This window comes from Paraburkholderia sp. BR13444 (assembly GCF_040948755.1).
Classification (GTDB): Bacteria; Pseudomonadota; Gammaproteobacteria; order Burkholderiales; family Burkholderiaceae; genus Paraburkholderia; species Paraburkholderia youngii.
On record NZ_JBFPKM010000003.1, the window covers coordinates 121203 to 145001 of the forward strand.

27 protein-coding genes and 1 pseudogene are annotated in these 23799 nt (G+C 61.0%); 12 read left to right on the forward strand and 16 right to left on the reverse strand.

The features are described 5' to 3' along the window. The first annotated feature begins 51 nt into the window (after positions 1 to 51). Positions 52 to 462 carry a RidA family protein gene (locus AB3X95_RS09485; protein ID WP_368621168.1) on the forward strand — a complete coding sequence of 137 codons (411 nt, stop codon included), beginning with the start codon at positions 52 to 54 and terminating at the stop codon, positions 460 to 462. Here AB3X95_RS09485 and AB3X95_RS09490 read toward each other — a convergent pair. Next, positions 452 to 637 (reverse strand): hypothetical protein, encoded by a 186-nt coding sequence (locus tag AB3X95_RS09490; protein WP_176122076.1) that lies wholly within the window; start codon positions 635 to 637, stop codon positions 452 to 454. The two genes, AB3X95_RS09485 and AB3X95_RS09490, sit on opposite strands and share 11 nt — an antisense overlap. A gap of 26 nt (positions 638 to 663) precedes the next feature. Between AB3X95_RS09490 and AB3X95_RS09495 the strand changes: the two genes are divergently transcribed. Further along, positions 664 to 2064, forward strand: a complete 1401-nt coding sequence (locus AB3X95_RS09495) for an aspartate aminotransferase family protein (protein ID WP_368621169.1) — start codon at positions 664 to 666, stop codon at positions 2062 to 2064. A gap of 261 nt (positions 2065 to 2325) precedes the next feature. Here AB3X95_RS09495 and AB3X95_RS09500 read toward each other — a convergent pair whose 3' ends face one another. Then, positions 2326 to 2910 (reverse strand): TetR/AcrR family transcriptional regulator, encoded by a 585-nt coding sequence (locus AB3X95_RS09500; protein ID WP_368621170.1) that lies wholly within the window; start codon positions 2908 to 2910, stop codon positions 2326 to 2328. 137 nt (positions 2911 to 3047) lie between these two features. On the opposite strand from AB3X95_RS09500, the gene AB3X95_RS09505 reads away from it, so the two are divergent. Further along, entirely contained in the window at positions 3048 to 3824 is a 777-nt protein-coding gene (locus tag AB3X95_RS09505; protein ID WP_368621171.1) for an SDR family oxidoreductase, read from the forward strand. Between the two features lie 32 nt (positions 3825 to 3856). Here AB3X95_RS09505 and AB3X95_RS09510 read toward each other — a convergent pair whose 3' ends face one another. From AB3X95_RS09510 to AB3X95_RS09520, 3 genes and pseudogenes are all read right to left on the reverse strand, one after another. After that, on the reverse strand, positions 3857 to 4477 hold the full coding sequence (locus AB3X95_RS09510; protein ID WP_368621172.1) for a hypothetical protein: 621 nt from the start codon (positions 4475 to 4477) through the stop codon (positions 3857 to 3859). 61 nt (positions 4478 to 4538) lie between these two features. Further along, positions 4539 to 4892: pseudogene (locus AB3X95_RS09515) on the reverse strand (patatin-like phospholipase family protein); the annotation flags it as partial. Positions 4893 to 4897: 5 nt separating this feature from the next. Further along, positions 4898 to 5449, reverse strand: coding sequence for a hypothetical protein (locus AB3X95_RS09520; RefSeq protein WP_368621173.1), 552 nt, complete (start codon positions 5447 to 5449; stop codon positions 4898 to 4900). 222 nt (positions 5450 to 5671) lie between these two features. Between AB3X95_RS09520 and frmR the strand changes: the two genes are divergently transcribed. Continuing rightward, positions 5672 to 5947: a formaldehyde-responsive transcriptional repressor FrmR gene (gene frmR / locus AB3X95_RS09525; protein ID WP_176366508.1), complete on the forward strand. Its 276-nt coding sequence runs from the start codon at positions 5672 to 5674 to the stop codon at positions 5945 to 5947. Between the two features lie 54 nt (positions 5948 to 6001). After that, the gene (locus tag AB3X95_RS09530) at positions 6002 to 7111 is read left to right on the forward strand and encodes an S-(hydroxymethyl)glutathione dehydrogenase/class III alcohol dehydrogenase (protein ID WP_184227505.1); all 1110 of its coding nucleotides are present in this window, start codon (positions 6002 to 6004) and stop codon (positions 7109 to 7111) included. 140 nt (positions 7112 to 7251) lie between these two features. Here the strand turns inward: AB3X95_RS09530 and AB3X95_RS09535 are convergent, their stop codons facing one another. Together AB3X95_RS09535 and AB3X95_RS09540 are read right to left on the reverse strand one after the other, a co-directional pair. Then, positions 7252 to 8400, reverse strand: coding sequence for a 2Fe-2S iron-sulfur cluster-binding protein (locus AB3X95_RS09535; RefSeq protein ID WP_368621174.1), 1149 nt, complete (start codon positions 8398 to 8400; stop codon positions 7252 to 7254). A 7-nt stretch (positions 8401 to 8407) separates the two neighbouring features. Further along, entirely contained in the window at positions 8408 to 9667 is a 1260-nt protein-coding gene (locus AB3X95_RS09540; RefSeq protein ID WP_368621175.1) for an SRPBCC family protein, read from the reverse strand. 199 nt (positions 9668 to 9866) lie between these two features. Between AB3X95_RS09540 and AB3X95_RS09545 the strand changes: the two genes are divergently transcribed. Next, on the forward strand, positions 9867 to 10793 hold the full coding sequence (locus AB3X95_RS09545) for a LysR substrate-binding domain-containing protein (protein ID WP_176122067.1): 927 nt from the start codon (positions 9867 to 9869) through the stop codon (positions 10791 to 10793). Positions 10794 to 10903: 110 nt separating this feature from the next. On the opposite strand, the gene gcvA is transcribed toward AB3X95_RS09545, so the two are convergent. Then, entirely contained in the window at positions 10904 to 11815 is a 912-nt protein-coding gene (gene gcvA, locus AB3X95_RS09550; protein ID WP_176122066.1) for a transcriptional regulator GcvA, read from the reverse strand. 218 nt (positions 11816 to 12033) lie between these two features. On the opposite strand from gcvA, the gene AB3X95_RS09555 reads away from it, so the two are divergent. After that, positions 12034 to 13437: a KamA family radical SAM protein gene (locus tag AB3X95_RS09555; RefSeq protein ID WP_368621476.1), complete on the forward strand. Its 1404-nt coding sequence runs from the start codon at positions 12034 to 12036 to the stop codon at positions 13435 to 13437. Positions 13438 to 13507: 70 nt separating this feature from the next. Further along, a complete protein-coding gene (gene fdxA / locus AB3X95_RS09560; protein WP_368621176.1) occupies positions 13508 to 13846 on the forward strand; it encodes a ferredoxin FdxA in 339 nt (112 codons plus the stop codon). Positions 13847 to 13859: 13 nt separating this feature from the next. Here the strand turns inward: fdxA and AB3X95_RS09565 are convergent, their stop codons facing one another. Beyond that, on the reverse strand, positions 13860 to 15008 hold the full coding sequence (locus AB3X95_RS09565) for a branched-chain amino acid ABC transporter substrate-binding protein (RefSeq protein ID WP_368621177.1): 1149 nt from the start codon (positions 15006 to 15008) through the stop codon (positions 13860 to 13862). 370 nt (positions 15009 to 15378) lie between these two features. On the opposite strand from AB3X95_RS09565, the gene AB3X95_RS09570 reads away from it, so the two are divergent. Continuing rightward, complete coding sequence (locus tag AB3X95_RS09570; RefSeq protein WP_184227509.1) at positions 15379 to 15549, forward strand: hypothetical protein; 171 nt, start codon at positions 15379 to 15381, stop codon at positions 15547 to 15549. A 134-nt stretch (positions 15550 to 15683) separates the two neighbouring features. Here the strand turns inward: AB3X95_RS09570 and AB3X95_RS09575 are convergent, their stop codons facing one another. The 3 genes from AB3X95_RS09575 to AB3X95_RS09585 all read right to left on the reverse strand — a co-directional run bounded on the left by AB3X95_RS09575 (position 15684) and on the right by AB3X95_RS09585 (position 17940). Beyond that, positions 15684 to 15848 (reverse strand): hypothetical protein, encoded by a 165-nt coding sequence (locus AB3X95_RS09575; protein ID WP_176111137.1) that lies wholly within the window; start codon positions 15846 to 15848, stop codon positions 15684 to 15686. Between the two features lie 142 nt (positions 15849 to 15990). After that, positions 15991 to 16677, reverse strand: coding sequence for a hypothetical protein (locus tag AB3X95_RS09580; protein ID WP_368621178.1), 687 nt, complete (start codon positions 16675 to 16677; stop codon positions 15991 to 15993). Between the two features lie 465 nt (positions 16678 to 17142). Next, positions 17143 to 17940, reverse strand: a complete 798-nt coding sequence (locus AB3X95_RS09585) for a hypothetical protein (protein WP_368621179.1) — start codon at positions 17938 to 17940, stop codon at positions 17143 to 17145. 361 nt (positions 17941 to 18301) lie between these two features. On the opposite strand from AB3X95_RS09585, the gene AB3X95_RS09590 reads away from it, so the two are divergent. Then, on the forward strand, positions 18302 to 19408 hold the full coding sequence (locus AB3X95_RS09590) for a transglutaminase domain-containing protein (RefSeq protein WP_368621180.1): 1107 nt from the start codon (positions 18302 to 18304) through the stop codon (positions 19406 to 19408). Between the two features lie 56 nt (positions 19409 to 19464). Here the strand turns inward: AB3X95_RS09590 and AB3X95_RS09595 are convergent, their stop codons facing one another. Together AB3X95_RS09595 and AB3X95_RS09600 are read right to left on the reverse strand one after the other, a co-directional pair. Next, positions 19465 to 20619: a WD40/YVTN/BNR-like repeat-containing protein gene (locus AB3X95_RS09595; RefSeq protein WP_368621181.1), complete on the reverse strand. Its 1155-nt coding sequence runs from the start codon at positions 20617 to 20619 to the stop codon at positions 19465 to 19467. A gap of 32 nt (positions 20620 to 20651) precedes the next feature. Further along, complete coding sequence (locus AB3X95_RS09600) at positions 20652 to 20921, reverse strand: MoaD/ThiS family protein (protein WP_013093592.1); 270 nt, start codon at positions 20919 to 20921, stop codon at positions 20652 to 20654. A 561-nt stretch (positions 20922 to 21482) separates the two neighbouring features. On the opposite strand from AB3X95_RS09600, the gene AB3X95_RS09605 reads away from it, so the two are divergent. Both AB3X95_RS09605 and AB3X95_RS09610 read left to right on the forward strand, forming a co-directional pair. Next, positions 21483 to 21833 carry a BON domain-containing protein gene (locus AB3X95_RS09605; RefSeq protein WP_176122058.1) on the forward strand — a complete coding sequence of 117 codons (351 nt, stop codon included), beginning with the start codon at positions 21483 to 21485 and terminating at the stop codon, positions 21831 to 21833. Between the two features lie 228 nt (positions 21834 to 22061). Further along, complete coding sequence (locus tag AB3X95_RS09610) at positions 22062 to 22373, forward strand: high-potential iron-sulfur protein (RefSeq protein WP_176122211.1); 312 nt, start codon at positions 22062 to 22064, stop codon at positions 22371 to 22373. A 67-nt stretch (positions 22374 to 22440) separates the two neighbouring features. On the opposite strand, the gene AB3X95_RS09615 is transcribed toward AB3X95_RS09610, so the two are convergent. After that, the gene (locus AB3X95_RS09615) at positions 22441 to 22566 is read right to left on the reverse strand and encodes a hypothetical protein (RefSeq protein ID WP_260332324.1); all 126 of its coding nucleotides are present in this window, start codon (positions 22564 to 22566) and stop codon (positions 22441 to 22443) included. A gap of 459 nt (positions 22567 to 23025) precedes the next feature. Next, positions 23026 to 23664, reverse strand: coding sequence for a TetR/AcrR family transcriptional regulator (locus AB3X95_RS09620; RefSeq protein WP_176122057.1), 639 nt, complete (start codon positions 23662 to 23664; stop codon positions 23026 to 23028). Positions 23665 to 23799: the final 135 nt, after the last annotated feature.

Genomic DNA, 23799 nt, shown 5'->3' on the forward strand with positions numbered 1-23799 from the left:
CAAACAGCGAGTACCTGGTTTCGTTCGGCTCGCTTCATCCAGGATTACGAAATGTCCACTGAATCTCACACTTCGACGATTACCTGTTCGAACGCGCCTGATATGCCGGCCCCCGCTGGTCACTACTCGCACGTTTGCATCGCGAACGGCTTCGTCTTCGTCTCCGGGCAATTGCCCGTTGATACGGCAGGAAAGCCCCTGAGCGACGAACCTTTTGAAGCCCAGGTAGACCAGGTTCTCCGCAATGTAGACGCTTGCCTGAACGCGGCTGGTACTACTCGCGATCGGTTGGTTCAGGTCCGGGTATTCGTTTCGGATATTAAACATTGGCCGGCTTTCAACAAACTCTACGCGCAATGGATTGGCGCCCATAGGCCAGCGCGAGCCGTTGCGCAATCGACTTCCCTGCATTACGGCGCCGCAGTCGAAGTGGAAGGCGTCGCCTTGGCCGCTACGGACTGAAAAAGAGGAGAGGAGACGCCATCATGAAAAGACTAAAACTCGCCCATTGGATTATGTTCGGTATGGTGCCGTCGTTGCTAAATGGGAAGGTGAACTCGCTGCTGCTGGCACCCTCGAAAACGAAGAGGCCGCCATCGGCACCAGCACCAATGAGCAGGCGGCGGAGTACCTGCATTTAACGAAATCTCCGGGACGAACCATATGAAACTCGACGGAAGTGCAAAACCGGCCGGACTAACGCCGACCGCTGAACTGCTGCAGGACGCCGGGCAACGTGCGCTCGCTTATGTTCAGGCTGTGCATGACAGGCCTGTCACCGTTTCTACCCACGCATTGCGAGGCCTGAACGAATTCCGGCACTCACTGCCAGACGCCGGGCTGGATGCACGTCAAGTCTTGCGCCGCCTCGACGAGGCTGGGTCACCCGCTACCGTCGCGACAACGGGCGGACGGTACTTCGGTTTGGTGATCGGCGGCGCGCTGCCCGCGACCATCGCAGCGAACTGGCTCGCCACTGCCTGGGATCAAAACGCGTGTTTTCGGTGGACTTCGCCGATCTCGGCAACGCTCGAAGACGTCGCGCTACGCTGGATCGGCGACCTGTTCGGCTTGCCGGACGACATTGGAGGAGCCTTCGTTACGGGTGCCTCGATGGCGAACTTTGCGGCGCTGGCGGCAGCACGCCACGCCCTGCTATCCCGCCTGGGCTGGGACGTGGAGGCGAAGGGACTCTACGGCGCCCCGGAACTCCGCGTAGTCGTCAGTAAAGAAACTCACGTGACCGTCTCCAAGGCGTTGTCGATGTTAGGACTCGGACGCGAGCGGGTCATCGTAGTGCCAACGGATCACCAGGGCCGGATGCGAGTCAGCGAGCTTCCGGAACTGGATGAGAAAACGATCGTGTGCATCCAGGCTGGCAACGTGAATACCGGCGATTTCGATCCGGCGCGCCAGATATGCCGGCTTGCGAGGAAAGCCGGGGCTTGGGTCCATGTTGATGGTGCATTCGGTCTATGGGCGCTTGCAAATCGTCAGTTCGACAATCTGACGGATGGCGTCGCCGAAGCCGACTCCTGGGCGACGGATGGGCATAAATGGCTCAACGTACCGTATGACAATGGCATCGTTCTAGTGCGCAGAGCTGCCACTCTGCGTGCGGCAATGTCGTTGAATGCCGCATACCTGGCAGAGGGCGATGCGACTGACCGTGAACCGTCGCACTACACGCCGGAATCCTCGAGACGAGCGCGTGGTGTGGATATCTGGGCGGCGCTTCTTACCCTGGGCAGAGATGGCGTTGCGGGGCTAGTCGAACGTACCTGCCGCTATGCCCGAATGTTTGCCCAGGGTCTGCAGGCCAGTGGCTTTGAAATCCTGAATCGTGTCGTACTCAATCAGGTGCTCGTCTCATTTGGTACCCCGGAGATGACGCGCGCCGTAATTAACCGTCTTCAGGCCGAGGGGATTTGCTGGTGTGGCGGCACAGTATGGCAGGGCCGCGTCGCCATGCGAATCAGCGTCTCCAGTTGGGCCACCACTGACACGGATGTGCAGACGAGCCTTCGGGCAATGATTCGCGCCGCGCAAGCAGGTGTGCCGTGATGCCGTGCAGACACTGATCAGCAGCCCGGCTGCTTAACTGCTGATGATGGGGGGCGACGCATTTCCCGCGTCTATTTGTGGACTGATTGGTTTAGTTACCAATGGCAGCTATTCATATAGCAGCGGCCCTGCTCGTTCCTTTGCTGTGGGGATTTCAGTTTGTCGTCGTAAAAGCGGGGCTCACGCTGCCACCGCCATTCTTCGCTGGGCTGCGATTTGCCGCGGTTCAGATTGCCTTTACACAACTGCAGACCAATACACTCACGCAACCGGTTTCTTGCGACGAGGTTGAGGCCGAGGCCATGCCGACAGCGCAATATCAGCCAGCCGCTTCAATATTGCCCTGCATGCCCCGTCACAGGCTTGCGCCGACATGCCTTGCACAACCGCCTCGTAAAAGCGGGCGAGAGCTTCGGTGTCGGTCTCAGCGGCAAGCTCACCCTCGGCGACGGCACGGTCGAAGCGTGCCTTGACGGCCTGGAACCAGGACTCCCGCCGCTCGGCGACCGTCCGTGCGACGGACTCGCTCTTTTCGGCATATTGAAGAACAGCCGTCGAAATCATGCAGCCGCGCGGCCTTCCGGGGTCGGTAAAGCGTGCCGCGGCGTCGTGCAGGTAGAACGCTATCGCATCGTAGGCCGGCATGTCTCCCTGCAGCGCTTCCATCCACTGCCCGTTCTCACGCTTGCTGATATGGTCGACCGCCTGTCTAAAAAGCTCCTCCTTCGAGCCGAACGTAGCGTAGAGGGACGGCGGCGGAATACCCATGGCCTCGGTCAGGTCGGCTATCGAGGTGCCCTCGTATCCATGCTCCCAGAACAGCCGCGCGGCGACATCGAGCCCCACGTCGCGCTCCAGCAACCTCGGTCTGCCACGTTTTCGGGCGGGGTGACTCATTTTGTAGCGATTCCTATAAAAAACATTGACAGCGTGTTTTCAGCGTTATTAATATAACGATCACTATTCAATTCGGAAAGGAGTGAATGATGTCTGGAAAACTTTCAAACAAAACGGCCATCATAACGGGAAGCTCGCGCGGTATCGGCCGTGCTGCGGCACTGGCCTTCGCGCGAGAAGGAGCCGCGCTCATCGGCGTGCATTACGGCAGCAACGCGGATGCCGCTCACGCCACCGTTCGCGAGATCGAGGCCCTCGGAGCAAAAGCCGTCGCCATCAAAGCGGACTTGAACCGCGGGAAGGAAGCAACGGACAGTATCTGGGAGCAGTTCAAGGCAGCCGCGATTGCCGCCACGGGCGAACCTCGGCTTGACATTCTAGTCAACAACGCCGGCATTGCACCCGGGATTCCCTTGTCCGAGACCAGTGAGGCGACCTTCGACGAGGTCCTGACGGTCAACTTCAAGGCACCGTTCTTTCTGATCCAGGCCGTTGCCGATCATCTCCGCAACAATGGACGAATTATCAACGTTTCGACCGGCTTTACGCGTGTGGCCGCGCCAACGCATCCCGCGTACGCCGCATCGAAGGGTGCCGTTGAGACCCTGACGCTGGCGCTTGCTCCTGAGTTCGGTCGTCGCGGCATCACGGTCAATACGGTCATGCCGGGTGTGACGGACACCGACATGAATGCGGAGTGGCTTACCGTACCGGAGGCGCGCGCCGGCGCGGAGGCCATGTCGGTATTCTCGCGAGTGGGTCGACCTGACGACGTGGCTGACGTGATCACCTTCCTGGCCTCGAATGACGCACGCTGGACTACGGGACAGGTGATCGACGCGACCGGCGGCGCCCGGCTCTAAACATTCATCCCGGGACTAAGCACCGCCCGGGTCTACCGCGATCCCGGCGTCTCCGACGCGAGCCGCCACGTGAGATTCCCGCGAGCACGCAACTCGCATCTCGCGTGGAAATAGTCCGTGAAATAGATGCGAGGTCGTGCAAGCAGGCTGCCCAGGAACTTTCGCTCCTGCAAGTCATATGCGAGGTCGTCGAGGTCCGAGCGCTCTCTGCGCACGCGCACTCCTTCCGCGAGAAACCGGGATCTCGCTGCGCCCAGGACAGCGAGGTCGATGTCGCATGTAAAGCGCTCGTCGAGCTCTTCCGGCGCGCCGGTATGTCGGGTGGCGAGGACCATTGCGCAGATTCGCTCACACATCGCGATGCGATCGCCGGCCGAGCGTCGAAGCCAGTCCGCGCTGCGCCGCTCGTTGTCGCTTGCGCCTGGAACATAGATGATGTCGTGGCACCACAGCGCAAGTTCCACGAGGTCAGGATGCGGGATCGCGCTGCGTGCCGCATCGAAATAGCGCAGACAGCGGCGAACGTGACGCAGCGTGTGATAGTGACGAATGGGTTCGCTGTAACGTTGCGCGAGATCGGCATAGATAGCCTCGGCGCGTGCGCCGCCGCAGCGCGTCCATAACTCGACGAAGCGTTCCTGCAAGTGGCTCATCTCTGCTCCTTTGCGCACGTCGGCTCACTACGACTGTCCGCCGCTTTCTTCAGCAGGCTGCTCAGAGAAACTCCGCGCGAATGTCGATGCTGGAGCGTCGACCGATATCCGCGTAGTGCCGCGCGAGCCACGCATCGGCCTCGTTCCGGCCGTTGTCGCGCAGTTCGCAGAGAAAGCTCCAATCCGCGTTGTACTTGCTGGACAGGCTGAGCGCGCACATCGCGGCGTCGGAGCGGATCGAATGAATCAGCATTTCCTTCATCTCGTCCCGATCGAGTTTACCTTGCTGGATCAGATCGGTGACAAATGCAATTGCACGCATCTCGCGCATCAGCGATGAATTGAAGCTGATTTCGCTGATCCGATTCAGAATTCCGGCGGCCGTGACTGGCACGCCGGAGCGTACGAGCGGATTGGCGCTTACGCCTTCGATCTCGAGTTCAACGCGCGAATGCCCGGGTCCACGCCGTGAGCAAAAACGTGGGCCTGATGCCGCTCAGGATCATAAAGTGCGAGCGCCTGTTTCAGGTGCGCAGCGGCCGCGCCCAATTCGCCCTGGGGGAACATACAGGCGCCGAGTGCGCCGTGCGCCTCCAGCAGCCAGTCCGCATCTTGCGCTTGCTGTGCCATGTGAAGCATCCGCTCTCCAAGTTCGCGACCGACGGCGTACTGCGCGCGCGAAACGTTGTGGATTCTCAAGCCAAGGAGCGCCGCGAAAAGTTGCGACGTCTCACCCAACTGTTCGCACAACTGCCGTGCACGCGTATAGGTCGCGCCCACCTCCGGCGCCCCATAGCCGCGTACGTCCATCAAGGCAGGGCCCAGCGATAGCAGCAGCATCAGCTCACGAGATGCGCGTGCGGGCGTATCGGGCAATCGATCGAGCAGACCCAACGCGGCACCGAGGTGATGCATCGCGTCCAGCCCGCGACCCGCCCGCGTCGCTTCGAGCGTCTGGTTCAGGTGCGCCATTTCGGTCTCGCGCCCGACGAACCGCGCGAGGCCCCGATGCGCCGCCAGTTGCAGTCGCGTGCGCAGTGCGCCCGGGCCCAGCACCTCGTAGACCGGCAGCGGCTCGGGGACGCCTTTGACCTGGGCGCACCTGGTGTTTCGGCCGCCGAATCCCCGCAACACGTATACTCCCCCTATGTATTGTCATATACTGCCCCCTAGTATCAACACATCGTCGCTGTCATGCCTCATTCCGCCGAAGAAAAGAAACGTGTGCTGACACGCGTGCGCAGGGTTCGCGGCCAACTGGACGCGCTCGAGCGCGCGCTGGAGGACGGCGCCGATTGCGCTCCGGTGCTCCAGCAACTGGCGGCCATCCGCGGCGCGATCAACGGTGTGATGGCCGGTGTGCTCGAAAGCCATCTGCGCGAGGAGTTCACCCACCTTGCGGGATCCGCGGATGCCCCATCGGGGTCGATCGACGATGTCGTGACCCTCGTTCGAACCTATCTACGCTAGTTCAATGCGGGAATTCCACCCCGCAATTGGCGCCCCTTTCTTAACAGGACCACTATGAAATCGCGTGCTGCAGTTGCGTTTGCGCCAGGTAAGCCCCTCGAGATCGTCGAGATCGACGTCGAACCGCCTCGCAAGGGCGAGGTGCTGATCAAGATTACGCATACTGGTGTGTGCCACACCGACGCCTTCACCCTCTCGGGGGACGATCCCGAAGGCCTTTTCCCAGTCGTGCTCGGTCACGAGGGCGCCGGCATCGTCGTGGAAGTGGGTGAAGGCGTGACGAGCGTCAAACCCGGCGATCACGTGATCCCGCTCTACACCGCGGAATGTGGCGAGTGTCTGTTCTGCAAGAGCGGCAAGACCAATCTGTGCGTGTCCGTGCGCGCCACGCAGGGCAAGGGCGTGATGCCCGACGGCACGACCCGCTTCAGTTACAACGGCCAGCCCCTCTATCACTACATGGGCTGCTCCACGTTCAGCGAGTACACCGTGGTGGCCGAGGTGTCGCTCGCCAAAATCAACCCGCAGGCCAATCCCGAGCAGGTGTGCCTACTCGGCTGCGGCGTGACCACGGGGCTGGGCGCGGTGAAGAACACCGCGAAGGTACAGGAAGGCGATACCGTCGCCGTATTCGGGCTGGGCGGCATTGGCCTCGCCGTGATCCAGGGCGCCAAGCTCGCCAAGGCTGGCCGCATCATCGCCATTGACACCAACCCGGGCAAGTTCGACCTGGCGCGCGCCTTCGGGGCGACCGACTGCATCAACCCCAAGGATTACGAAAAGCCGATCCAGCAAGTCATCGTCGAAATGACGGGCTGGGGCGTGGACCACAGCTTCGAATGCATCGGCAACGTCAACGTGATGCGTGCGGCGCTGGAATGCGCGCACCGTGGCTGGGGCCAGTCGGTCGTCATTGGCGTGGCCGGTGCGGGTCAGGAAATCTCCACCCGTCCGTTCCAGCTCGTGACCGGCCGCCGCTGGCTCGGCACCGCCTTTGGCGGCGTGAAGGGCCGCTCGGAACTGCCCGGCATGGTGGAAGACGCGATGCAGGGCAAGATCCAGCTGGCGCCGTTCGTTACCCACACGAGGCCGCTGTCTGGCATCAATGAAGCTTTCGATTTGATGCACGAGGGCAAATCGATCCGGACCGTGGTTCATTACTGACACCGAAGGACGGAGAGAGGCCCTGGTCTCGGCAGGCTAACCGGGGCATCGGGAAGGCGCGCGAACTTCGCGGGCGCCGCCGCTCTTAGCGGCGGCTGGCCGCGCTATCCGCGCCCTGAGCCCCTCCGGAATGGTAAAAGCTACAGATCGAGAATCAGATCCGAAGTCGGTCGGCTGCAGCACATCAAGCGCATGCCCTTGTCGATTTCACGCGGGCGGATGCCTCCGTTGTGCTTCATGTCCACCGAGCCATCGAGTACTTTCGTCTTGCAGGTCCCGCATATGCCCTGGCTGCATGACGATGGCAAGGGCACACCGGCCTTGCGCGCGGCGACGAGCACCGTCTGCGATCCGTCCATCGTGAACGTGCGACCCGAGCGCGCCAGCTGCACCGTATAGCCTATCTGCCCGCTCGCTTCTGCGCTGGGCTCCGCGCCCGGCCCTTCAGCGCACTCCACAGTCTCCGCGAAGTTGAAGCTTTCCTGATGATATCGGGAAGGATCGTGCCCGCCTTCCTCGAGCATCTTTCTGCAAGCGTCCATATAGCCGCCCGGGCCGCAGATGAACACTTCACGATCGCGGTAGTCCGGCACATGCTGGCTCAACAGTTCAAGGCCAAGACGCCCCACGGGGCCCGACCGATCCGGCTCGTTCCCAGGCGCCTCGCATACGTGCACGACCCGGAGCCTGTCCGAGAGCGCGCAGAAGCACGCAAGCTCGTTGCGAAAGATGATGTCTTCCGGCGTCCGGGCGCTATGAATAAACACGATGTCGCGATTCAGGCCGAGGTCGAGTGCCGCCCGCGTCATTGACATCAGTGGTGTCACGCCCGATCCCGCCGAAAGATACAGAAGCTTTGCAGCGGGGCCCGAAGAAGGTGTGAATACGCCCGAGGGCCCGAAGGCTTTCAGCTCGACACCCTCCCTCATGTTCTCGTGCAGCCAGTTCGACATGACGCCGCCCGGCGTGCGTTTGACCGTAATGGAAAGCGTATGGGGGCGTGTCGGCGGCGAAGAGATCGTGTAGCAACGGCTGACCTCCTTGCCGGCGATCTCGGCCGATACCGTGATGAACTGCCCCGGCTCAAAGCTGAAGAGCCGGCCGTCCCGGGCGCTAAACACGAATGTCCGGACATCGTGCGTTTCAGCGGACACCCGCGTGCACGTGAGCGTGCGCTGCTCGTGACTCGGCCACTGCGTGTCCGCGAGTTCCCACGTGCTCGCACTGCAAAAGCGATCAGGCATTTCCCGACCCGGCTCGATGAAACATGAATCCACGGCAACGTTCATGGCGACCTCAAACTCCGTGCGCTCTCAGCTTCGCTTCGTACCACCGCGAAAACTGATCCAGCGCTGCCTCTGTATAGCTCGAAAAAGGCCCCGGGATATAAGCCGGATCCTGCGTGCCTGCGTGCGTGTTCGCGACGAGTTCCGCGTCCTGGTTCGTCGTCGCGATCCAGACCTCGGTTAGCCGCTTCAGGTCATAGTCCACACCTTCAACAGCGTCTGCGTGGACGAGCCAGACCGTGCGCACGAGCGTCTTGTCCGGCGCGAGCGGCAAAAGATAGGCGATCACCGCATGGTCGCTCATCACGTGAGTCCACGAATGATGACCCCACATGTGGACGTCACCAAGGTCGCGCCGGCTGACTCCGCCGAGCAGTTTCGTGCATGCGACTTTCGTGTCCAGCGTCTGCGATTCGTTGGCCGCCGAGATGACGAGGCGCTGGGTCCGGAAGTTGGTCTCCACAGTCTCGTCGAGCGATTCGAACGTGGCGCAGACATAGCCGTCCTTTTCCCAGTTCTCCCGGCAAGCCGCGTTGCGTTTCAGGTAGTCCTCGTAGCTTCGCAGCGATTCTTCGCTCTGGCCGTCCGGACAAAAACCGAAGTCCTCCGCCAGGAACGAGTTTGTCAGTTCCGGATGGGTGCCGGCGCAGTGGTAGCACTCGCGGTTGTTTTCCATCACGAGCTTCCAGTTGCCGTTTTCGACGATCTCCATCTCATGGGCGATCTTCGTTCGCGTCAGATCGTACGGCGCGAAGCGCGGGGCCATCACGGTCTCGAGCTTCTCGAAGTCAGCGGGCGGATCGTCGGCGAGACAAACGAAGATATGCGCGCCCACCGTCTTCACATGGACGGGAATCAGGCTGTGGCAGCTTGCGTCGAAGTCCTTGCCCATATGCGTCGAATGCTTGAGGCTGCCGTCGAGATCATAGGTCCACTGATGGTATGGGCACACGAGCATCCCCACGCTGGCCTTGCCGGCCTTCTTCATGATCCGCGAGCCGCGATGGCGGCAAACGTTGCGATAGGCGCGCACGTTCTCGTCGTCGTCCCGCACGATGACGATCGATGCCCGGCCGATGTCGACCGTGTGGACATCGCCCGGTTCCGGTACATCGGCTGTGACGCCAACGAGAATCCAGAGCTTGTAAAAGAACACCTCGACGTCCGTCTCGAAGACGTCACGACGCCCGAACAACTCGCCGGGCATGCCGTGTCCCTTCTTGCGGCTTTCGATTAGTTCGCGATGCGTTTGAAGCTGAACTTCAGACATGGTGGACCTCGTGGTGAGAACGTTTCGCAGCGCTCGCGGCACTGATATGGCGTTGAGTATTGGATCGTCGAAACGCACCGTCAACGTCCTTTATAAGCCGGTTCACATTCCTTTAAATCATGCGAGAATGCACGTGAAACCGGACTCCTGAACCGGGCATCATGGATCTGCTCTCAAACCAGGGTTCCGCGTGAGCAAGATGAAAACCACCAAAGCAACCAAAGGCTATCGTCGGATCGTTCCCTCGCTGACCGCCCTTGTCGAATTCGAAGCCGTGGCTCGGCTTGGGAGTTTCACCTATGCCGCGAGTGAATTGGGCGTCACGCAGTCCGCTGTGAGTCGACAGGTCAGATTCCTCGAAGAGACGCTCGGCGTTCAACTCTTTCACCGGCTGCACCGTTCGATTGATCTGACGAGTGAGGGCGAAGCGTTGTATATGGTCGTCGCCGAGTCGATGCAGAAAATCGCCGGCGTGTTCGATCGACTTGTGACGGGAACCGAATTGCGGGAACTAGTGCTGGTGTCGACGGCCGCCTTTTCGCAATTCCGGCTCTTGCCGCGGCTCGCGAAGCTAAAGAAGCTCGTCCCTCCTTTGCAACTGCGGCTGTCGACCGACATGTTCAAAGCGGACCTGCGCCATGTCGAAGTCGATGTCGCTGTGCGCTACGGGGACGGCAACTGGCCGGATGGAACCTCGACTTTGCTGTTCGACGTCGAAGTCTTTCCCGTATGTTCTCCGGAGTTCCTTCGGGAATACGGCACACCTCGCTCACTCGATGAACTGGCGAAGCTGGCGCTCGTCGAGTCTGACGCTACGACTGAAGGTTGGATGGGCTGGAACGAATGGTTTCGTGCGGTCGGGTACCGGCCTGGGCGACTCAACAAGGTGCTGCGGTGCAGTCTCTACACCGATGCGATTCAAGCCGTGAGATATGGACAGGGAATTGCGTTGGGGTGGAGCCGCCTGGTCGATGACCTGTTGCTCTCAGGAGAACTGGTCCGGATGGACGTGGCGACGTTCCGGCCGAGCGACGCCTATTTCGTCGTGGTTCCGCATGGTCGGACCATCACACCGGTCATTACGCAGCTAATCGAATGGCTGCGGGGAGATCCGGCGCCCCGCTGACTTCTCGCGCAGGGCAGCGTCGGTTGTCGCTCAGGCCCAGATATCACCCCGATCACCACCACCGGAAGAGCGCTGTGGTGTTTGCTGGTGTAAAGGCACCTCGGCGACGGTTAGCGGCATCCGCCGAGTTCGACATATCGGCCTGCTTCTGAGAGCATCCATCGCTCGAACGCTTGCACCAGCGGCATATTCTGTTTGCACTCCGGATATACGAGGTAATAGCCCTTGTCGCTGTGCAAGGACAAATTGCACGGCACGATCAATTCACCCAGTTCCAATTCGTGCGACACGAAGAATCGAGGAACGAGCGCGATACCAAGGCCCGCGCGCGCGGCTTCCACGAGCATTGAAAACAGCTCGTAGCGCTGCCCACGCATGCAGTCGGCGTCGTGAATGCCCGCCTGCGCGAGCCAGTTCCTCCACGCGTCCGGCCGCGCGGACTGATGCAGCAACGTGTAATTCGCGACTTCAGGCGGCTGCAGATCGGTCCGCCCTTTTAGCAACTGCGGGCTGCAAACGGGCGTCATCTCTTCGCCGAAAAGGTACTTTGCGCAAGAGCCCGGCCAGACAGGATCGCCGAAATGGATCGCTGCATCGAACGGCGTGTCGGTAAATAAGAAAGGCTCCGCACGTGTCGTCAGGTTGACCGTCACCCGCTCGTGTTCCGCATAGAACCGGGGAAGACGCGGTATCAGCCAGCGCGTAGCGAATGTCGGTATGACAGCGATTTCGAGGACGCCGCCCGCGTCGCGATGCGCCATTGCGGCCAGCGTGTCCCGCTCCAGCCTTCCAAGGTTCTCGCGAACCTGCCTTGCATAGATCTGGCCGATCTCTGTCAGGCTGAGTCGCTTCTTGACGCGATTGAAAAGCGGTACGCCCAGATACTCCTCCAGACTCCCGACCTGCCTGCCGACCGCGCTTTGCGTCAGGGCCAGTTCGTCGGCGCTGCGCGTAAAGCTCAGATGCCGTGCTGCGGCCTCAAACGCAATCAATGCTTCGATACTGGGAATTCTTCGCCTCACGTTCCTTCCTCAAACGCACAACGTTGCGAGTTTATATCGTTTGCTGGCCGGTGGCCGACGACGCCACAATTAATTCCAACTTGCCGAGCGACGGACAACGCACCCGTCCGTTCGGTTGGCTTCACGTTGCAGAAATTTCTTTCGCTTCGATTCATCATCGCCCGGCAACAGTGGCGGTGTTCGTCAGCATCTTTCCAAACCTCACGAAGGATCAGGCCATGACTTTCGACTCGCCCCCTGTAAAGTTCAAACCATATACCCGGCAGACGATCAGCCAGGCGCCACAGTGGCAACACCTTCCTGAATCGCTGCGGGAGGCCGTGCAGGTCGTATCGCGTGTCATGCCGTTTCGTACCAACCAGTATGTGATGGACGAACTGATCGACTGGGGCAAGGTGCCCGACGATCCCATCTATCGCCTGACGTTCCCGCATCAGGACATGCTCTCGCCCGCCGACTATTCGAAGCTGCGAGACCTGGTGCTCGTGAAAAAGGACGAGGCCGCCATCGAGGAAACAGTTCGCGGTATCCGGCTGGCGATGAATCCGCACCCGGCCGGGCAGATGACCCACAACGTGCCGTTCATGAACGGGCAGCCCGTGAGCGGACTTCAGCACAAGTACAAGGAGACGGTACTGTTCTTCCCGAGCGCCGGGCAGACATGCCACGCGTACTGCACATTCTGTTTCCGCTGGCCGCAGTTCGTGGGCATGGACGACCTCAAGTTCGACGCTCGCGAATCGAGCGAACTCGTTGCGTACCTCAAGCTCCACACCGAGGTGACCGACGTGCTGATCACCGGTGGCGACCCGCTCATCATGAACACGCGTTCGCTCGCCGGGTATATCGAACCTCTGCTGGCACCCGAGCTTTCGCATATCCAGAATATCCGCATCGGCACCAAGTCGGTCGCTTACTGGCCACAACGCTATGTGAGCGACAAAGACTCCGACGACTTGCTGCGTCTATTCGAAAAGGTCGTGGCGTCCGGCAAAAATCTCGCGATCATGGGCCACTACAATCATCCGGCCGAACTGCGAACCGAGATCGCACAGCGCGCGGTCAAACGGATCGTCTCGACAGGCGCGACCCTGCGCATGCAGGCGCCGCTGATTCGGCACATCAACGAGGACCCCAACGGGTGGGTGGAACTATGGACGACGGGCGTGCGTCTGGGCGCCATTCCCTACTACATGTTCGTCGAACGCGATACCGGGCCCAGTCATTACTTTGAACTGCCGCTCGCAAAAGCATATGAGATATTCCAGTGTGCTTATCAGCAGGTGTCGGGACTTGCGCGTACGGTTCGCGGCCCGTCAATGAGCGCGTTTCCCGGCAAGGTGGTCATCGACGGCATCGTCACGATTGCCGGCGAAAAGGTGTTTGCCTTGCAGTTTCTCCAGGCACGCAACCCGGACTGGGTGCGTCGCCCCTTCTATGCCAGGTTCGATCCCACCGCGACGTGGCTCCACGATCTCGTTCCGGCTTTCGGTGAAAAGAAATTTTTCTTCGAAACCGATGAAGACACGCGGCATAAGACCGTACATATCATGTCGCGGCACGCTGGACGGCGTGTTCCCGAGTCGACGGTCGAGATACCCGCGGTAACGGCCGAAGCGTAATCCATCACCAACAACCGGTCCGCTTCCGGCGGGCCGGCGTCTTATCGACTCATATTGATAGGGATTCGAAATGACTTACGTGGTAACCGAAAACTGCATCCGGTGTCGCTATACCGACTGCGTAGAGGTCTGCCCCACCGACTGCTTCCGCCAAGGTCCGAACTTTCTCGTGATCGATCCGGATGAATGCATCGACTGCGGAGGTTGCGCGCCAGAGTGCCCCGTCGACGCGATTGTGCCGTCCGAGGACATTGCCGAAGACCAGCTCGGGTTCGTTGAACTGAACGCCGAGCTTGCCAAACAGTGGCCGACGATCGCCGCCCGACAGGCGCCGCTTCCCGACGCCGAGGACTGGAAAGATGTTCGGTCGAAGCTTCGATATCTTCAGAAAGAGTCCGCTACTTGCTAACTCGCCCGGCAACTTACTTGGCGCCGATGGTTGTCACGGGCACCCACTTGCCGCCTTTCACCTGATAGAGCGTCGACGTCGGGTGTTTCAGATCTCCGTACGAATCGAATTCGATCTTTCCCGTGATGCCGTTGTACTGAATAGTTCGCAACGCAGGCATAAATACCTCGGGTTTTGAGGAATTCGCCTGTTTCATGGCGGTGATAGCGACCCACGCGCAGTCGTAGGCGAATGGCGCGTAAGTCAACGTATCCGCGCCGAATCGTTTTTTGAATTTATCCGCGAACGCTTTGCCTTGAGGAAGGGACTCGACTGGCCGTCCGTACTCCCAGGCCATTGCGCCCTCGGCGGCACTGCCGGCAACGCCGATGAAGATGCTGTCGGCGATGCCACCGCTCCCTACGAACTGCGTCCGCATACCGAGTTGTTTCATCCGCCTGGTAAGAAGGGCCGCCTGGTTATCGAGGCCCGCAAAGTACAGCAGGTCCGCGTTCGCCGCCTTGATATTCGTGAGCTGTGCGTTGAATTCGACGGCCTTGTCGTTGGTGTATTCCGACGCGACGATATGGCCACCGGCCGCGATGACGGCCTTCTTGAATTCATCCGCGGCTCCCTGGCCAAATGCCGTGCGATCGTCCATCACTGCAATGCGCTGCGCCTTGGTGACCGCTACCGCGTACTCCCCCGCATTGCCGGAGTTCTGTGCGTCGGTGGCGATAATACGGAAGACGTTCTTCAGCCCTTGTCGGGTTATGGCCGGGTTCGTGGCGGCGGGGTCTATCAACGGAATGCCGGCCTTGGCGAATATGGGCGACGACGGCAACGCTACTCCGGAGTTGTAGTAGCCCACCACGGCGACCACGCCATCATCGACGAGCTTCTGAGCGACTTGTACGCCAATGCGTGGGTCGCCCTGATCATCGACGGAGTCCAGCTCGAAGCGCACCTCCTGCCCGCCCAACTTCGTGTGCTGGGCGTTGGCTTCTTCGACGGCGAGCCGAACACCATTCTCGATGTCCTTACCGTTGGCGGCTCCGGCGCCGGTCAGCGGGGCCGATACGCCGATCTTCACGACCTCCTGTGCGAACGCCTGACTGCTTGCGAGCAATAAGGCGACGGCAGCCAGTCCAGCCGCAAAGCATTTTTTGGAGGTGTCGAGCATCTGTTTACTCCTGGACGTGCGAACTCCAGCTTCGAGCGGGTGCAGCCGCGCCGAACCTTCACGGTCGTCTCGAGGCCGGAACGCGGCCACTTTTGCTTTGCGACAGGATTCATCACCAGATATCACCAGCAGTAAAACCATTCGTGAAAGGATCGCTGGAGTCCAGCACGTATGTACTGAATCCTTGGACCACGAATGTCCCGACACTGTCGGCACGTGCGGATCAATGGCGTGACGCTGGCCAACGGCGTGAATCTGGCTGGGAGGTACGGCGGCGGCTCGCTGAGTTCGCAGGGCAGGCCCGCAGTACAAGATTACCGGGGCGGGCACGACCGGCCTTGCACCGAATCCTTCGACCGGCCAGGGCGGATTGATCACATTCGACTGCGATTACAGCCCGTCCGGCGATGCGGTACGCTGGAGCCCGTCGCTGAGATCGCCGGGTCCGGTGTTCGTGAGCAATGTGAGCGGCATTAAGCTGAACAAGGCGGTGATCGCGGGCACCACGTACAACACGTCGCTGACCGCACCGGCAACCTGATGCCGGCGCACATGGGCGCGGGCAACCGCTGTCCGTGTGCGCGTGGCAGCGGGCAGATCGAGCGACGAAACGATGCGAACCGAGGTACGACTACTACCCCTTGTTCTTTGGCTCCCTGACGCAGTCGTCGTGTCCTATTGCCACTTCGCGTGCTTATGACGATTGCGACCGACTACGTCCCACTGCTTTCTCGCTTCCTTTTGCGCCGACTTGCCGTGATCATGCTGATGTTCTCCGTCGGCTGCTTGACCGGCCTTGGCGCCGCGCCTTGCGAACCTGAACATTTCGGCGAATTTCATCTCGATCTCCTTGTGCGGTAACGACGCCGCAAATCCAGTGTACTGCGGCTGCCAGGTCAAAAGTCGCGACTCGGACCAGCTTGCGTCCGGGTTCTGACCGGGTTTGGCTTTTCCCAGGAAACGCAATGATCGACGCGTCAATTCAAATAATCGTTCTCGTTCTTGTCGCCTCGATCGCTGTCGCGCCCGGGCGCGAATATTTCTGAATCTCAGCGTTGCAGCGCGTCGCGTAGATGAATGTCAGATTCGGAGCGTCTCGATGCGGCACTTGAAAAGTACCCCAATCCTCGCCTGGTTCGCTGAGGCGGTCACATAACAGTTTGATCACTGCATCCGGAGCGGGTGCGCAGTTCATGAACGGCTTGTGCGACATCAGAAACGTCCGCATTGTCTCTGGTCGTTCCAGATTGAGCGGAACGTGCCACGGCAACCGGCCAGACGTTCCGTCAAACTGCACGTACAACACCGGCGGAGCCTTGAAGTGCATGTGGAACAACCCATGCACATGGATCGCGAAACGCTCGAAATAGTCCTCCATGCGGGACTGCAGGCTTGAGTGGGAATAAAGAAGTGTCGCGCTCGCGGTGGCTTCCAGACGAAAGGTGACAAACCTTGCTTCGCCTTCCTGTGAAACCACCCCAACTCCGTACTGCCCTATCACCTGAAACGGGGTCGCGCGAGGCGGAGTATAAAAATATCGATCGACGTAAGAGACGGGTTCCCCATCGTCGTCATCATCGCGGAAGTTGCCCGCTCGAGAACTCGCGGAGGCTGGATTGCCGGGATTCAATTGGGTGGATCTGGCGTCCCTATCGCTTTTGCTCGACATAGTGGTGCCTCCGCATCCGGTTCTGGGAGAAGCAGCATATGCGTCCAATCCGACGGGCTCGGCCTTGCGTCTGCCTTGCGAAAATCACCCTTTCGGATCTTTACGTACCAGGGAGTTTTGCGGTCCGTGAGTCGTGCGCCTCCAGGCCTCGTCCGCTCTTTGTTGAGCCGATTTCACGGTATGTTCGATCCGACGCTTGCTAGTGGGCGCATGGGTAATCGCCGAAGTCAGAGTGGAAAGTGTCCGTCGGACAGTCCTGGTGACCATAACTCGCTCCGCGTTCTTGTCCATATCCATGTGTTAAGTCTAGGCCGATACGTGAAGTGCGCGCTACTGTACGTTTGAACAGCACCTTGGTGAGTCCATAATGGACATCGTCTCGTTTCATCGGAGCAATGAGCCTCCGGCTAAGGCAGCGCTCGATTCACAACTGCCCTGAAGGAACCGCGCAGTTCAGTCAGCGCTTCACGTCTCTGGCTTGGGGCCTCTAACCGCAGCGAAGCGGTGTTGTATCGCGACGAGTTGGTCGTCCGTGGTCGCGACCAGCCACAAGCGTGCGTGCTCCTCGATTTTCCGGTTGTGGTCCTTCAGCGGTCCCATCGAGGTCGCAGCCTTCCAGACCACCGGCCCCACTCGGCTGCTCCTGCCGGACGGGGCGCCTACCAGCAGGCAATAAGGTCCAAGAGGAAGCGATACGAACGGTACCGCTGGACTCCCCCGCACGCGCCAGTCGATGAAGGGCGTCTCGCTGATAAGCAGCGGCGTGGCCAGGCCGTAAAGCACGCTGAAATCGTACAGCGCCAGTTGCTTGCGCAGACCCGCGTAACCGCGCCGGATATCAGCAACGACTGCCGCGCGGATTTCATCCTCGAACATCGGCTCGTTCGCATAGCGCGCGAATGCCTCCCGGGCGTCCGACTGATACGCGCTGAACACCCCGAGTTCCACGCAGTCCTGAACCGCGCGGTGGATCTCCGCTACCGAGCCGGCCTCGTCTGGCTTGCCCAATTGCGCTGCCCGCAAGAACCGGGCAAGTCCCGCTTCCTGGATCGGAGGGCCCTCCGCGGATGTGTCGCCGTCAGCGTCCTTATCGAGCGGCACGTAGACGTATTTTTCGGCCGCAAAGCGCGATTTCTTGCCTTCATCAAACTTGATTTGGCCATCGCTACAGTCGAGATAACGAGTTCCGATTCGTCCGTGCTCCCAAATCCAGTTCTTCAGGAGCGGGCGGAGTGGATGCAACGTGTCGTGGTCAGCAGCCATTCAAGCCTCCCGATGCCTTCGGATAGTTCCGCGTGGTCGCCTGTTTCGTCGAGGATCCCCAACAGCGATGGTAACGGAGACACGGCCTCCGGCTTCCATCAACTCGAAGTGTGCGGGTAGCGCGAACAGGTATCGCGTGTCTGTTGGGCGTTGGGCGCCACGGAGCGTTCGCAGCACTCGAACCACAAAGCCAATCTCTTTGTAAATCAACGATGTAGAGAAATATGACGAATTGGCACGTCGCGTGCAGTGTTGGGTTCAGCCCGCGTTGCCCTGCGCTGAATGGCGTAAGACGCCATCGGAGGGGACTTCGAAACACTGTCGCGCATCGGCGTCCGGTGTGGCTTCCTGGAGTCTACCTATGCCGCTCGCTCGACTGCTCCTCTGCTTTCTCCAGTGCTCGCTCGCAGCCGCGGCGCTGTTGCCCATCGTCGCCGGCGCCGCGAACCTGCCGGACGCATCGCATCGCTATACGTCCGGCACGCTCGATGCGGGTCCCAGCGATTCGACGACGCCACGCGAGCTGAAAGCCGGCATCGAGCGCCTGCGCACCGGGACGTGGTGGGAAGCCAACCGCAAGATCCGCCCGGAACTCGCGCAAGTCGGCGACCTGATGTTCCTGCTGCCGCTTGCCGACAGGCAGCTGGAACCATCGTCGGATGCTATCGGCCGCGTGCAGCGCCTGCGCGAGGCGCTGCGCGGCCACCTGACGCGCGAACCCGCCGGCTGGACTCGCCTCGTTGCGCAGGTGCGGGCAGAGCGCGCGAAGGCCGGCGATGCGTCAGCCGTGCTGCTCGCTGACGCGCTCGTCAACGAGGTGCGCTACCGCGACGGAACCGACGGCAGCTACTACGCGCCGGCACGGTTCTTTGCCGAAAGCGGCGTGTGCAAGGACTTCGCCGTCGCCAAATACCTGCTGCTGCGCGACGCGGGTTTCGACATCGAGCGGCTGCGTCTCGTATCGCTCGCGCCACGCTACAACAACACGCCGGACGACTGGCACGTGATCCTCGTCGTGCAGATCGACGGCGCGAGCGAACCGCTCGCACTCGATTCACCAAACGCGAAGCGCGCCGCCGATGCGTCCAGCGAGACATCGGCTTCGAGCGGTCCGTCCGCGCTGCTCGGCGCAATCCTCGCGGGCCGCGAGCCCGCCGACGCGGTGCTGCGCGCGCCCGCCGGACCGCTTGCCACACCGCTCAGCCGGTCTGGGCAAGCGCGGCGGCCGCTTGCGACAGTGTTCAACGAACTGGGCAGCCGGTCGTTCGAACGCGCTGCGCCGGGCGCGCTGCGGCGCGTGTCGGCGGCCAGGCGAAGCGCGAACGCGACGTATGTCGACGAAATGGGCGAGTCGTGGACAGTCGACGGATCCGGCACGTTTCCGAAGTGGCGCGTCGCCGTTGACCAGGCAGACGCGCCGCGGGAGCCGGGTCCGGCGGCCAGGTTGATACGCGTGGCGGCACGCTGACTAATGTGGGCATGGCACGCGCGCCGCCGCCTCGAAAGTCTTCTGGCGCAGATCCCTCATCCAAACCGAACACAATAAACAGGCGGCAAATGCGCTGATATCAATTGCCAGTTTTCACCGCCGTCGTCGGACGTCCAGAGCGAGCCGGTGGTCGACCCCATCGCGAGGCGCATGCCAGAGTCATCCACCGCGAGCCCGTGCCGATACACAAGGTCATACGCCGGTTTTCGCGGCAACCCGTTCGAGAAACGTTCGAACGTGCGGCCGCCGTCGCGTGTGCGCGTGACAACGAATTGGCCGTCCACCGGAATGCGGCACTGGTCTTTCACGGCAGGCACGAACCACGCGGTGTCCGGGTCGCGCGGATGGACGGCAACCGCGAAGCCGAAGCTCGATGGCTGCGCTTCGATCCGCTGCCAGTGAGCCGCACCGTCGAGCGAGCGGAAGATGGCGCAGTGATGCTGAGTCCACAGCGCATCCGGGTTTGCCGGGCATTGCACGACGCGGTGCGGGTCTTGCACGTTGGCGTCGCCGCGCCGCTCCGGCGGCATGTAGTCGGCTTCCATGCCCTCGGCACTCACGCGCCAGCTCGCGCCGCCGTCGTCGGTTTGCCAGACGCCGCCGCACGATACACCGATCGTCACGTGCCGGCTGTCGCGCGGATCGACCATCACGGAATGGATTCCCGCCGCGTCGTAGCCGCCTCCGAACCATTCACGGCGCTCCGGGCGATCCCACAGCGCGCGGTTGAGCACCCACGTGTCGCCGCCATCGCCGGATCGGAAAAGCCCGCCTGGAATCGTGCCGGCCCACAAGACGCCCGGCTCGTCGGGGCCGCCTGTTTCAAGCGACCAGATCTGCTGAAGCGTCCAGGGAGTGGCTGGCCGGCTGGGCGGGGCTTCGTCATCGCTGTCGGCGCCTGCGCTCGCGTGCGCGCCGTCCGCGGCAGGCGTCTCTTCGGCAGGCTGCGGCGGGTAGACCGGAACCGCGCACTCCTCCCAATCCGCGATGCCCGCGCGCCGGCGATGCAGCTTCACGCCGAAGTGGCCGAGATTGAGCGCCGCATACAGCGAGCTGTCGCGCGGATCGCGCAGCACCATACTCACTGGCTCGCCGGCGAAATGCAGATCGCCGAGGTGCCAGCCGCCCTCACCATCGGCTCTGACATCGAACAGGCCCTTGCGGGTCGCGACAAGCAATCGATCGCTCATATCGAGTGACTCCTCGAGTACTGATAGGCCTCTCACCCGCCCGACAGCGCCTGAACCACGTAAACCCGGCTTTGCTCGCCGAGCGCGTCGGACAGATGTTCCCGGTCGTGGACCCGCCGGCCGTCGACGAACACCGCGAGATGCGGCCGCAGCGAGCCCTGATCGTCAAGGATGTAGCCGCGCAGTCGAGGTTGCGCGACGAACACGGCTTCGAGCGCTTCGCCGAGCGTGCGCGCGTCGATCTCGCGCTCGGGCGTTGCGATATGTCGCTGAATCGAAGCTGCAAAAAAGATATGCGCCATGGCCGGATAGAGTGGCGGGGACGACAGCGTCCGTAGGTTCTGTAGTCTAGGCGATTCCGCGCTTGCGGTTGAGTTGCACGAAGTGCTGTCGCCGTCCATTCGCGACACCGCAGTCGCAAGGACGGCAATCGACCCGGTCGCAACGACCAGCAGCAGCCAGGTCCCGTTGAGTCCAGTGTGCAAACCGGGCTTTCTTTGTCCGATCGCCATCGCGGCCAGAAACGTATAGGTGATCACGAGCCACATCGCGGCCGCGAGACCAAGGAACCATGGCACGACGCGCGGCAGGACGTGATACACCGATAGTGGGCTGCCGAGCACGGCCGTCGCCGCGACCAGCGTCGGAAACCCGGCCCGCGGCTGTGATCGACAACACCGGCAGGCACCGCGCGCGGATAGCGCAACAGGCGGCATAGCGTGATGGCGAGCAAGACAGGCCACGTCACAGCATTGATGCCGAGAAGGAGCCAGCCCCGTATACTCGACAAGCCGGACCGCTTCGTTTACATGAAGTGAATGTACGAATGTTTCATTCAGAGCCTCTTCGGGAAATCGACTTCAATGCGAAATGCGCCCTACCTCCAAGGCCGGTTACTGATCGTCGCGATGTTCGCGTTGCCCGCGTTCGTGTTCACGAGCGGCTGTAAGTCGACGACCACGGCGAGACCGTCCGCGGCCGCGCCGACGGCAGTCGCCACTGACGACGCCACGCTCGCCGGCCGGGTAAAGCAGGCGCTTGCCGCGGACTCCACGCTACGTTCGTTGCCGATCAGCGTGGCAACGTACCGAGGCGTCGTGCAGTTGTCGGGATACGTGGATTCACAGGCTCAGATTCTGGAAGCCCTTGCGGTGACCCACAGCGTGCCGGGGGTGCAATCCGTGAGCAACGATCTGCACCTCAAGTCGCAATGACAGGCGTTCGCCGGTAGACGGATGACACGGGAGTCACGCGGGCCCGCGCACGCCCTCGCTTTCAATGTATCTCAATGTGATATGTCGGCCAGCAGGCCGACTGCGAAACCGGTGTTCGACAATCGAAAGGTATGCCGATTGCTCATGTGTATGACGAGGCGGTTCGCGATTGACCGGTTCAACGCCACTTTGCGGCCGTCTGATTGTGTCCCGAAAGGAGTTTCGATCGTGCCGCTCTCTCGCCGTCATTTCATGATACTTGCCGCATCCGTTGCCTCAACGACCGTTCTCTCGACGAAGTCAAACGCGGACGCGCCCGTGCTGGCCGAAAACGATCCGACCGCGCAGGCGCTCGGATACAAGATGGACGCGTCGAAGGTCGACAAGGCGAAATTCCCTCGGTACCAGACAGGGCAGACTTGCGCCAATTGCCAACTGTATCAAGGCAAACCCGGTTCCACGAATGGACCGTGCCCGACCTATGGGGGCAAACTGGTCGAAGCAAAAGGATGGTGTAACGCCTACGTGAAAAAGGTGTAATTTACAAACTGCGAGTGTTGAAAGAGAACTGTCACGCACCGCAAGGAACGATAAGCCCGCCTCCCGTTCAGCACCATATCACCTGGTCATATCCAACCGTGCGCCGGTAGACGTGCGTGGCGTTCCAGTTGCACGTCGTGTATTCCATGTACGCATTGGTCAGAACAACGATCCAGTGTGACAGCGTTTGCATCACGATCTCCATAGGTCGGGAAATGCCCTTGAGGCTCCTGCGGCGCAACAATTCCGTGATTGTTGAGCCCTCGATGTGTCGTCGGACAAGACGACCGCACGGTCCAGCTTCGAGGTTTCGATTTCGTCGCGAATACCTGGCCAGATCATGCGGTTCATCATCGCCTTCTGGGGCAGCAACCGATTCTTCGAGGACCTGAATCGACCCAGAGCCAAAAACCGCCAATGAAAAAAATGGCGGACCGTTGTCGCGATGCAGCACTAAAGCGACCCCGGCAAGGGAGAGCGATGCATGATGTGACTCCATGCTGCCGGTTGTGCCTCGACGCGGCAATTGCGAAATCCGCCACCGCTATTGCTGATTCTTGCCGCCGTCGAAAATAGATAGGCACGCGACGCGCGACGACGCCTACCTCATGCTCACCGAAGTGAGCGGAGAACGACATCGTTCTCGCCTTCGTCAGACGGATCGTTTCGTAACATGGGCTTTACCATGTCGACCACCTTTTACGTCATGCCTGGAACGTGCCGCGCCTCGTGTGCCCAGCATCGCGTCGACTAAATTCTCCAACTGCGTAGCGACACGATCCGCGCCTAAAGATTGCGCCGCAATCTGGGCACCCTCGAAGCACAGATGCAGGATCATCGCGCAATGTTCGGGATTTCCAAGCCCGGCCTGGCCGCATAGTGTCTGAATGCGCTGCAGTTGGGCATTCTTGTGCCGGTCAATTACCACGCGGGCCGGATGGTTCTCGTCCGGGAGTTCCGCCAGGCTGTTCGCGAGCGCACATCCGCGGTTGCCCTCGGTGCGAAGTCGCTGAACGACGGACTGGACCAACGCCTTGAGTTGCGATGCGGGATCCCCGGGGTACAGATTTTCCCAATGGGCCCACATCTGTTCATACTCCTGCGCCACCGAAGCCAGCCAGTAAGTGACCAGATCGTCTTTGGTATCAAAGTGGCGATAGATCGCCATCTTGTTGGTGTTTGCGGCTGAAGCAATAGCCTCAACGCCGATGCCGCGAATGCCCTCACGATAAAAGAGCGACTGCGCGGCTTCGATGATGCGTTCGCGAGGCGAAAGTGCGGAGGTAGTCATGTTTGTCTGCAGATTTGAGTGGTCTGCCACAGTCGCCAACTGGAGAATTCGGGCTGACCTGTTGACCATGATACTGATCGGTATCATACTAGCACATACAATGATACCGACCAGTATCATTCCCATCGTTCAGGA

Bases quoted from the DNA above. Each gene is read 5' to 3' on its own strand.
- AB3X95_RS09505 (WP_368621171.1), top strand. From the start codon at position 3,048: ATGATGTCTGGAAAACTTTCAAACAAAACGGCCATCATAACGGGAAGC.
- AB3X95_RS09580 (WP_368621178.1), bottom strand. From the start codon at position 16,677: ATGTCGAGCAAAAGCGATAGGGACGCCAGATCCACCCAATTGAATCCC.
- AB3X95_RS09520 (WP_368621173.1), bottom strand. From the start codon at position 5,449: ATGGCGCACCTGAACCAGACGCTCGAAGCGACGCGGGCGGGTCGCGGG.
- AB3X95_RS09575 (WP_176111137.1), bottom strand. From the start codon at position 15,848: ATGAAATTCGCCGAAATGTTCAGGTTCGCAAGGCGCGGCGCCAAGGCC.
- fdxA (WP_368621176.1), top strand. From the start codon at position 13,508: ATGACTTACGTGGTAACCGAAAACTGCATCCGGTGTCGCTATACCGAC.
- AB3X95_RS09510 (WP_368621172.1), bottom strand. From the start codon at position 4,477: ATGAGCCACTTGCAGGAACGCTTCGTCGAGTTATGGACGCGCTGCGGC.
- AB3X95_RS09490 (WP_176122076.1), bottom strand. From the start codon at position 637: ATGCAGGTACTCCGCCGCCTGCTCATTGGTGCTGGTGCCGATGGCGGC.
- AB3X95_RS09565 (WP_368621177.1), bottom strand. From the start codon at position 15,008: ATGCTCGACACCTCCAAAAAATGCTTTGCGGCTGGACTGGCTGCCGTC.
- AB3X95_RS09485 (WP_368621168.1), top strand. From the start codon at position 52: ATGTCCACTGAATCTCACACTTCGACGATTACCTGTTCGAACGCGCCT.
- AB3X95_RS09545 (WP_176122067.1), top strand. From the start codon at position 9,867: ATGAAAACCACCAAAGCAACCAAAGGCTATCGTCGGATCGTTCCCTCG.
- AB3X95_RS09540 (WP_368621175.1), bottom strand. From the start codon at position 9,667: ATGTCTGAAGTTCAGCTTCAAACGCATCGCGAACTAATCGAAAGCCGC.
- frmR (WP_176366508.1), top strand. From the start codon at position 5,672: ATGCCTCATTCCGCCGAAGAAAAGAAACGTGTGCTGACACGCGTGCGC.
- AB3X95_RS09595 (WP_368621181.1), bottom strand. From the start codon at position 20,619: ATGAGCGATCGATTGCTTGTCGCGACCCGCAAGGGCCTGTTCGATGTC.
- AB3X95_RS09600 (WP_013093592.1), bottom strand. From the start codon at position 20,921: ATGGCGCATATCTTTTTTGCAGCTTCGATTCAGCGACATATCGCAACG.
- AB3X95_RS09615 (WP_260332324.1), bottom strand. From the start codon at position 22,566: ATGCAAACGCTGTCACACTGGATCGTTGTTCTGACCAATGCGTACATG.
- AB3X95_RS09590 (WP_368621180.1), top strand. From the start codon at position 18,302: ATGCCGCTCGCTCGACTGCTCCTCTGCTTTCTCCAGTGCTCGCTCGCA.
- AB3X95_RS09620 (WP_176122057.1), bottom strand. From the start codon at position 23,664: ATGACTACCTCCGCACTTTCGCCTCGCGAACGCATCATCGAAGCCGCG.
- AB3X95_RS09585 (WP_368621179.1), bottom strand. From the start codon at position 17,940: ATGGCTGCTGACCACGACACGTTGCATCCACTCCGCCCGCTCCTGAAG.
- AB3X95_RS09495 (WP_368621169.1), top strand. From the start codon at position 664: ATGAAACTCGACGGAAGTGCAAAACCGGCCGGACTAACGCCGACCGCT.
- AB3X95_RS09555 (WP_368621476.1), top strand. From the start codon at position 12,034: ATGACTTTCGACTCGCCCCCTGTAAAGTTCAAACCATATACCCGGCAG.
- AB3X95_RS09530 (WP_184227505.1), top strand. From the start codon at position 6,002: ATGAAATCGCGTGCTGCAGTTGCGTTTGCGCCAGGTAAGCCCCTCGAG.
- AB3X95_RS09605 (WP_176122058.1), top strand. From the start codon at position 21,483: ATGCGAAATGCGCCCTACCTCCAAGGCCGGTTACTGATCGTCGCGATG.
- AB3X95_RS09535 (WP_368621174.1), bottom strand. From the start codon at position 8,400: ATGAACGTTGCCGTGGATTCATGTTTCATCGAGCCGGGTCGGGAAATG.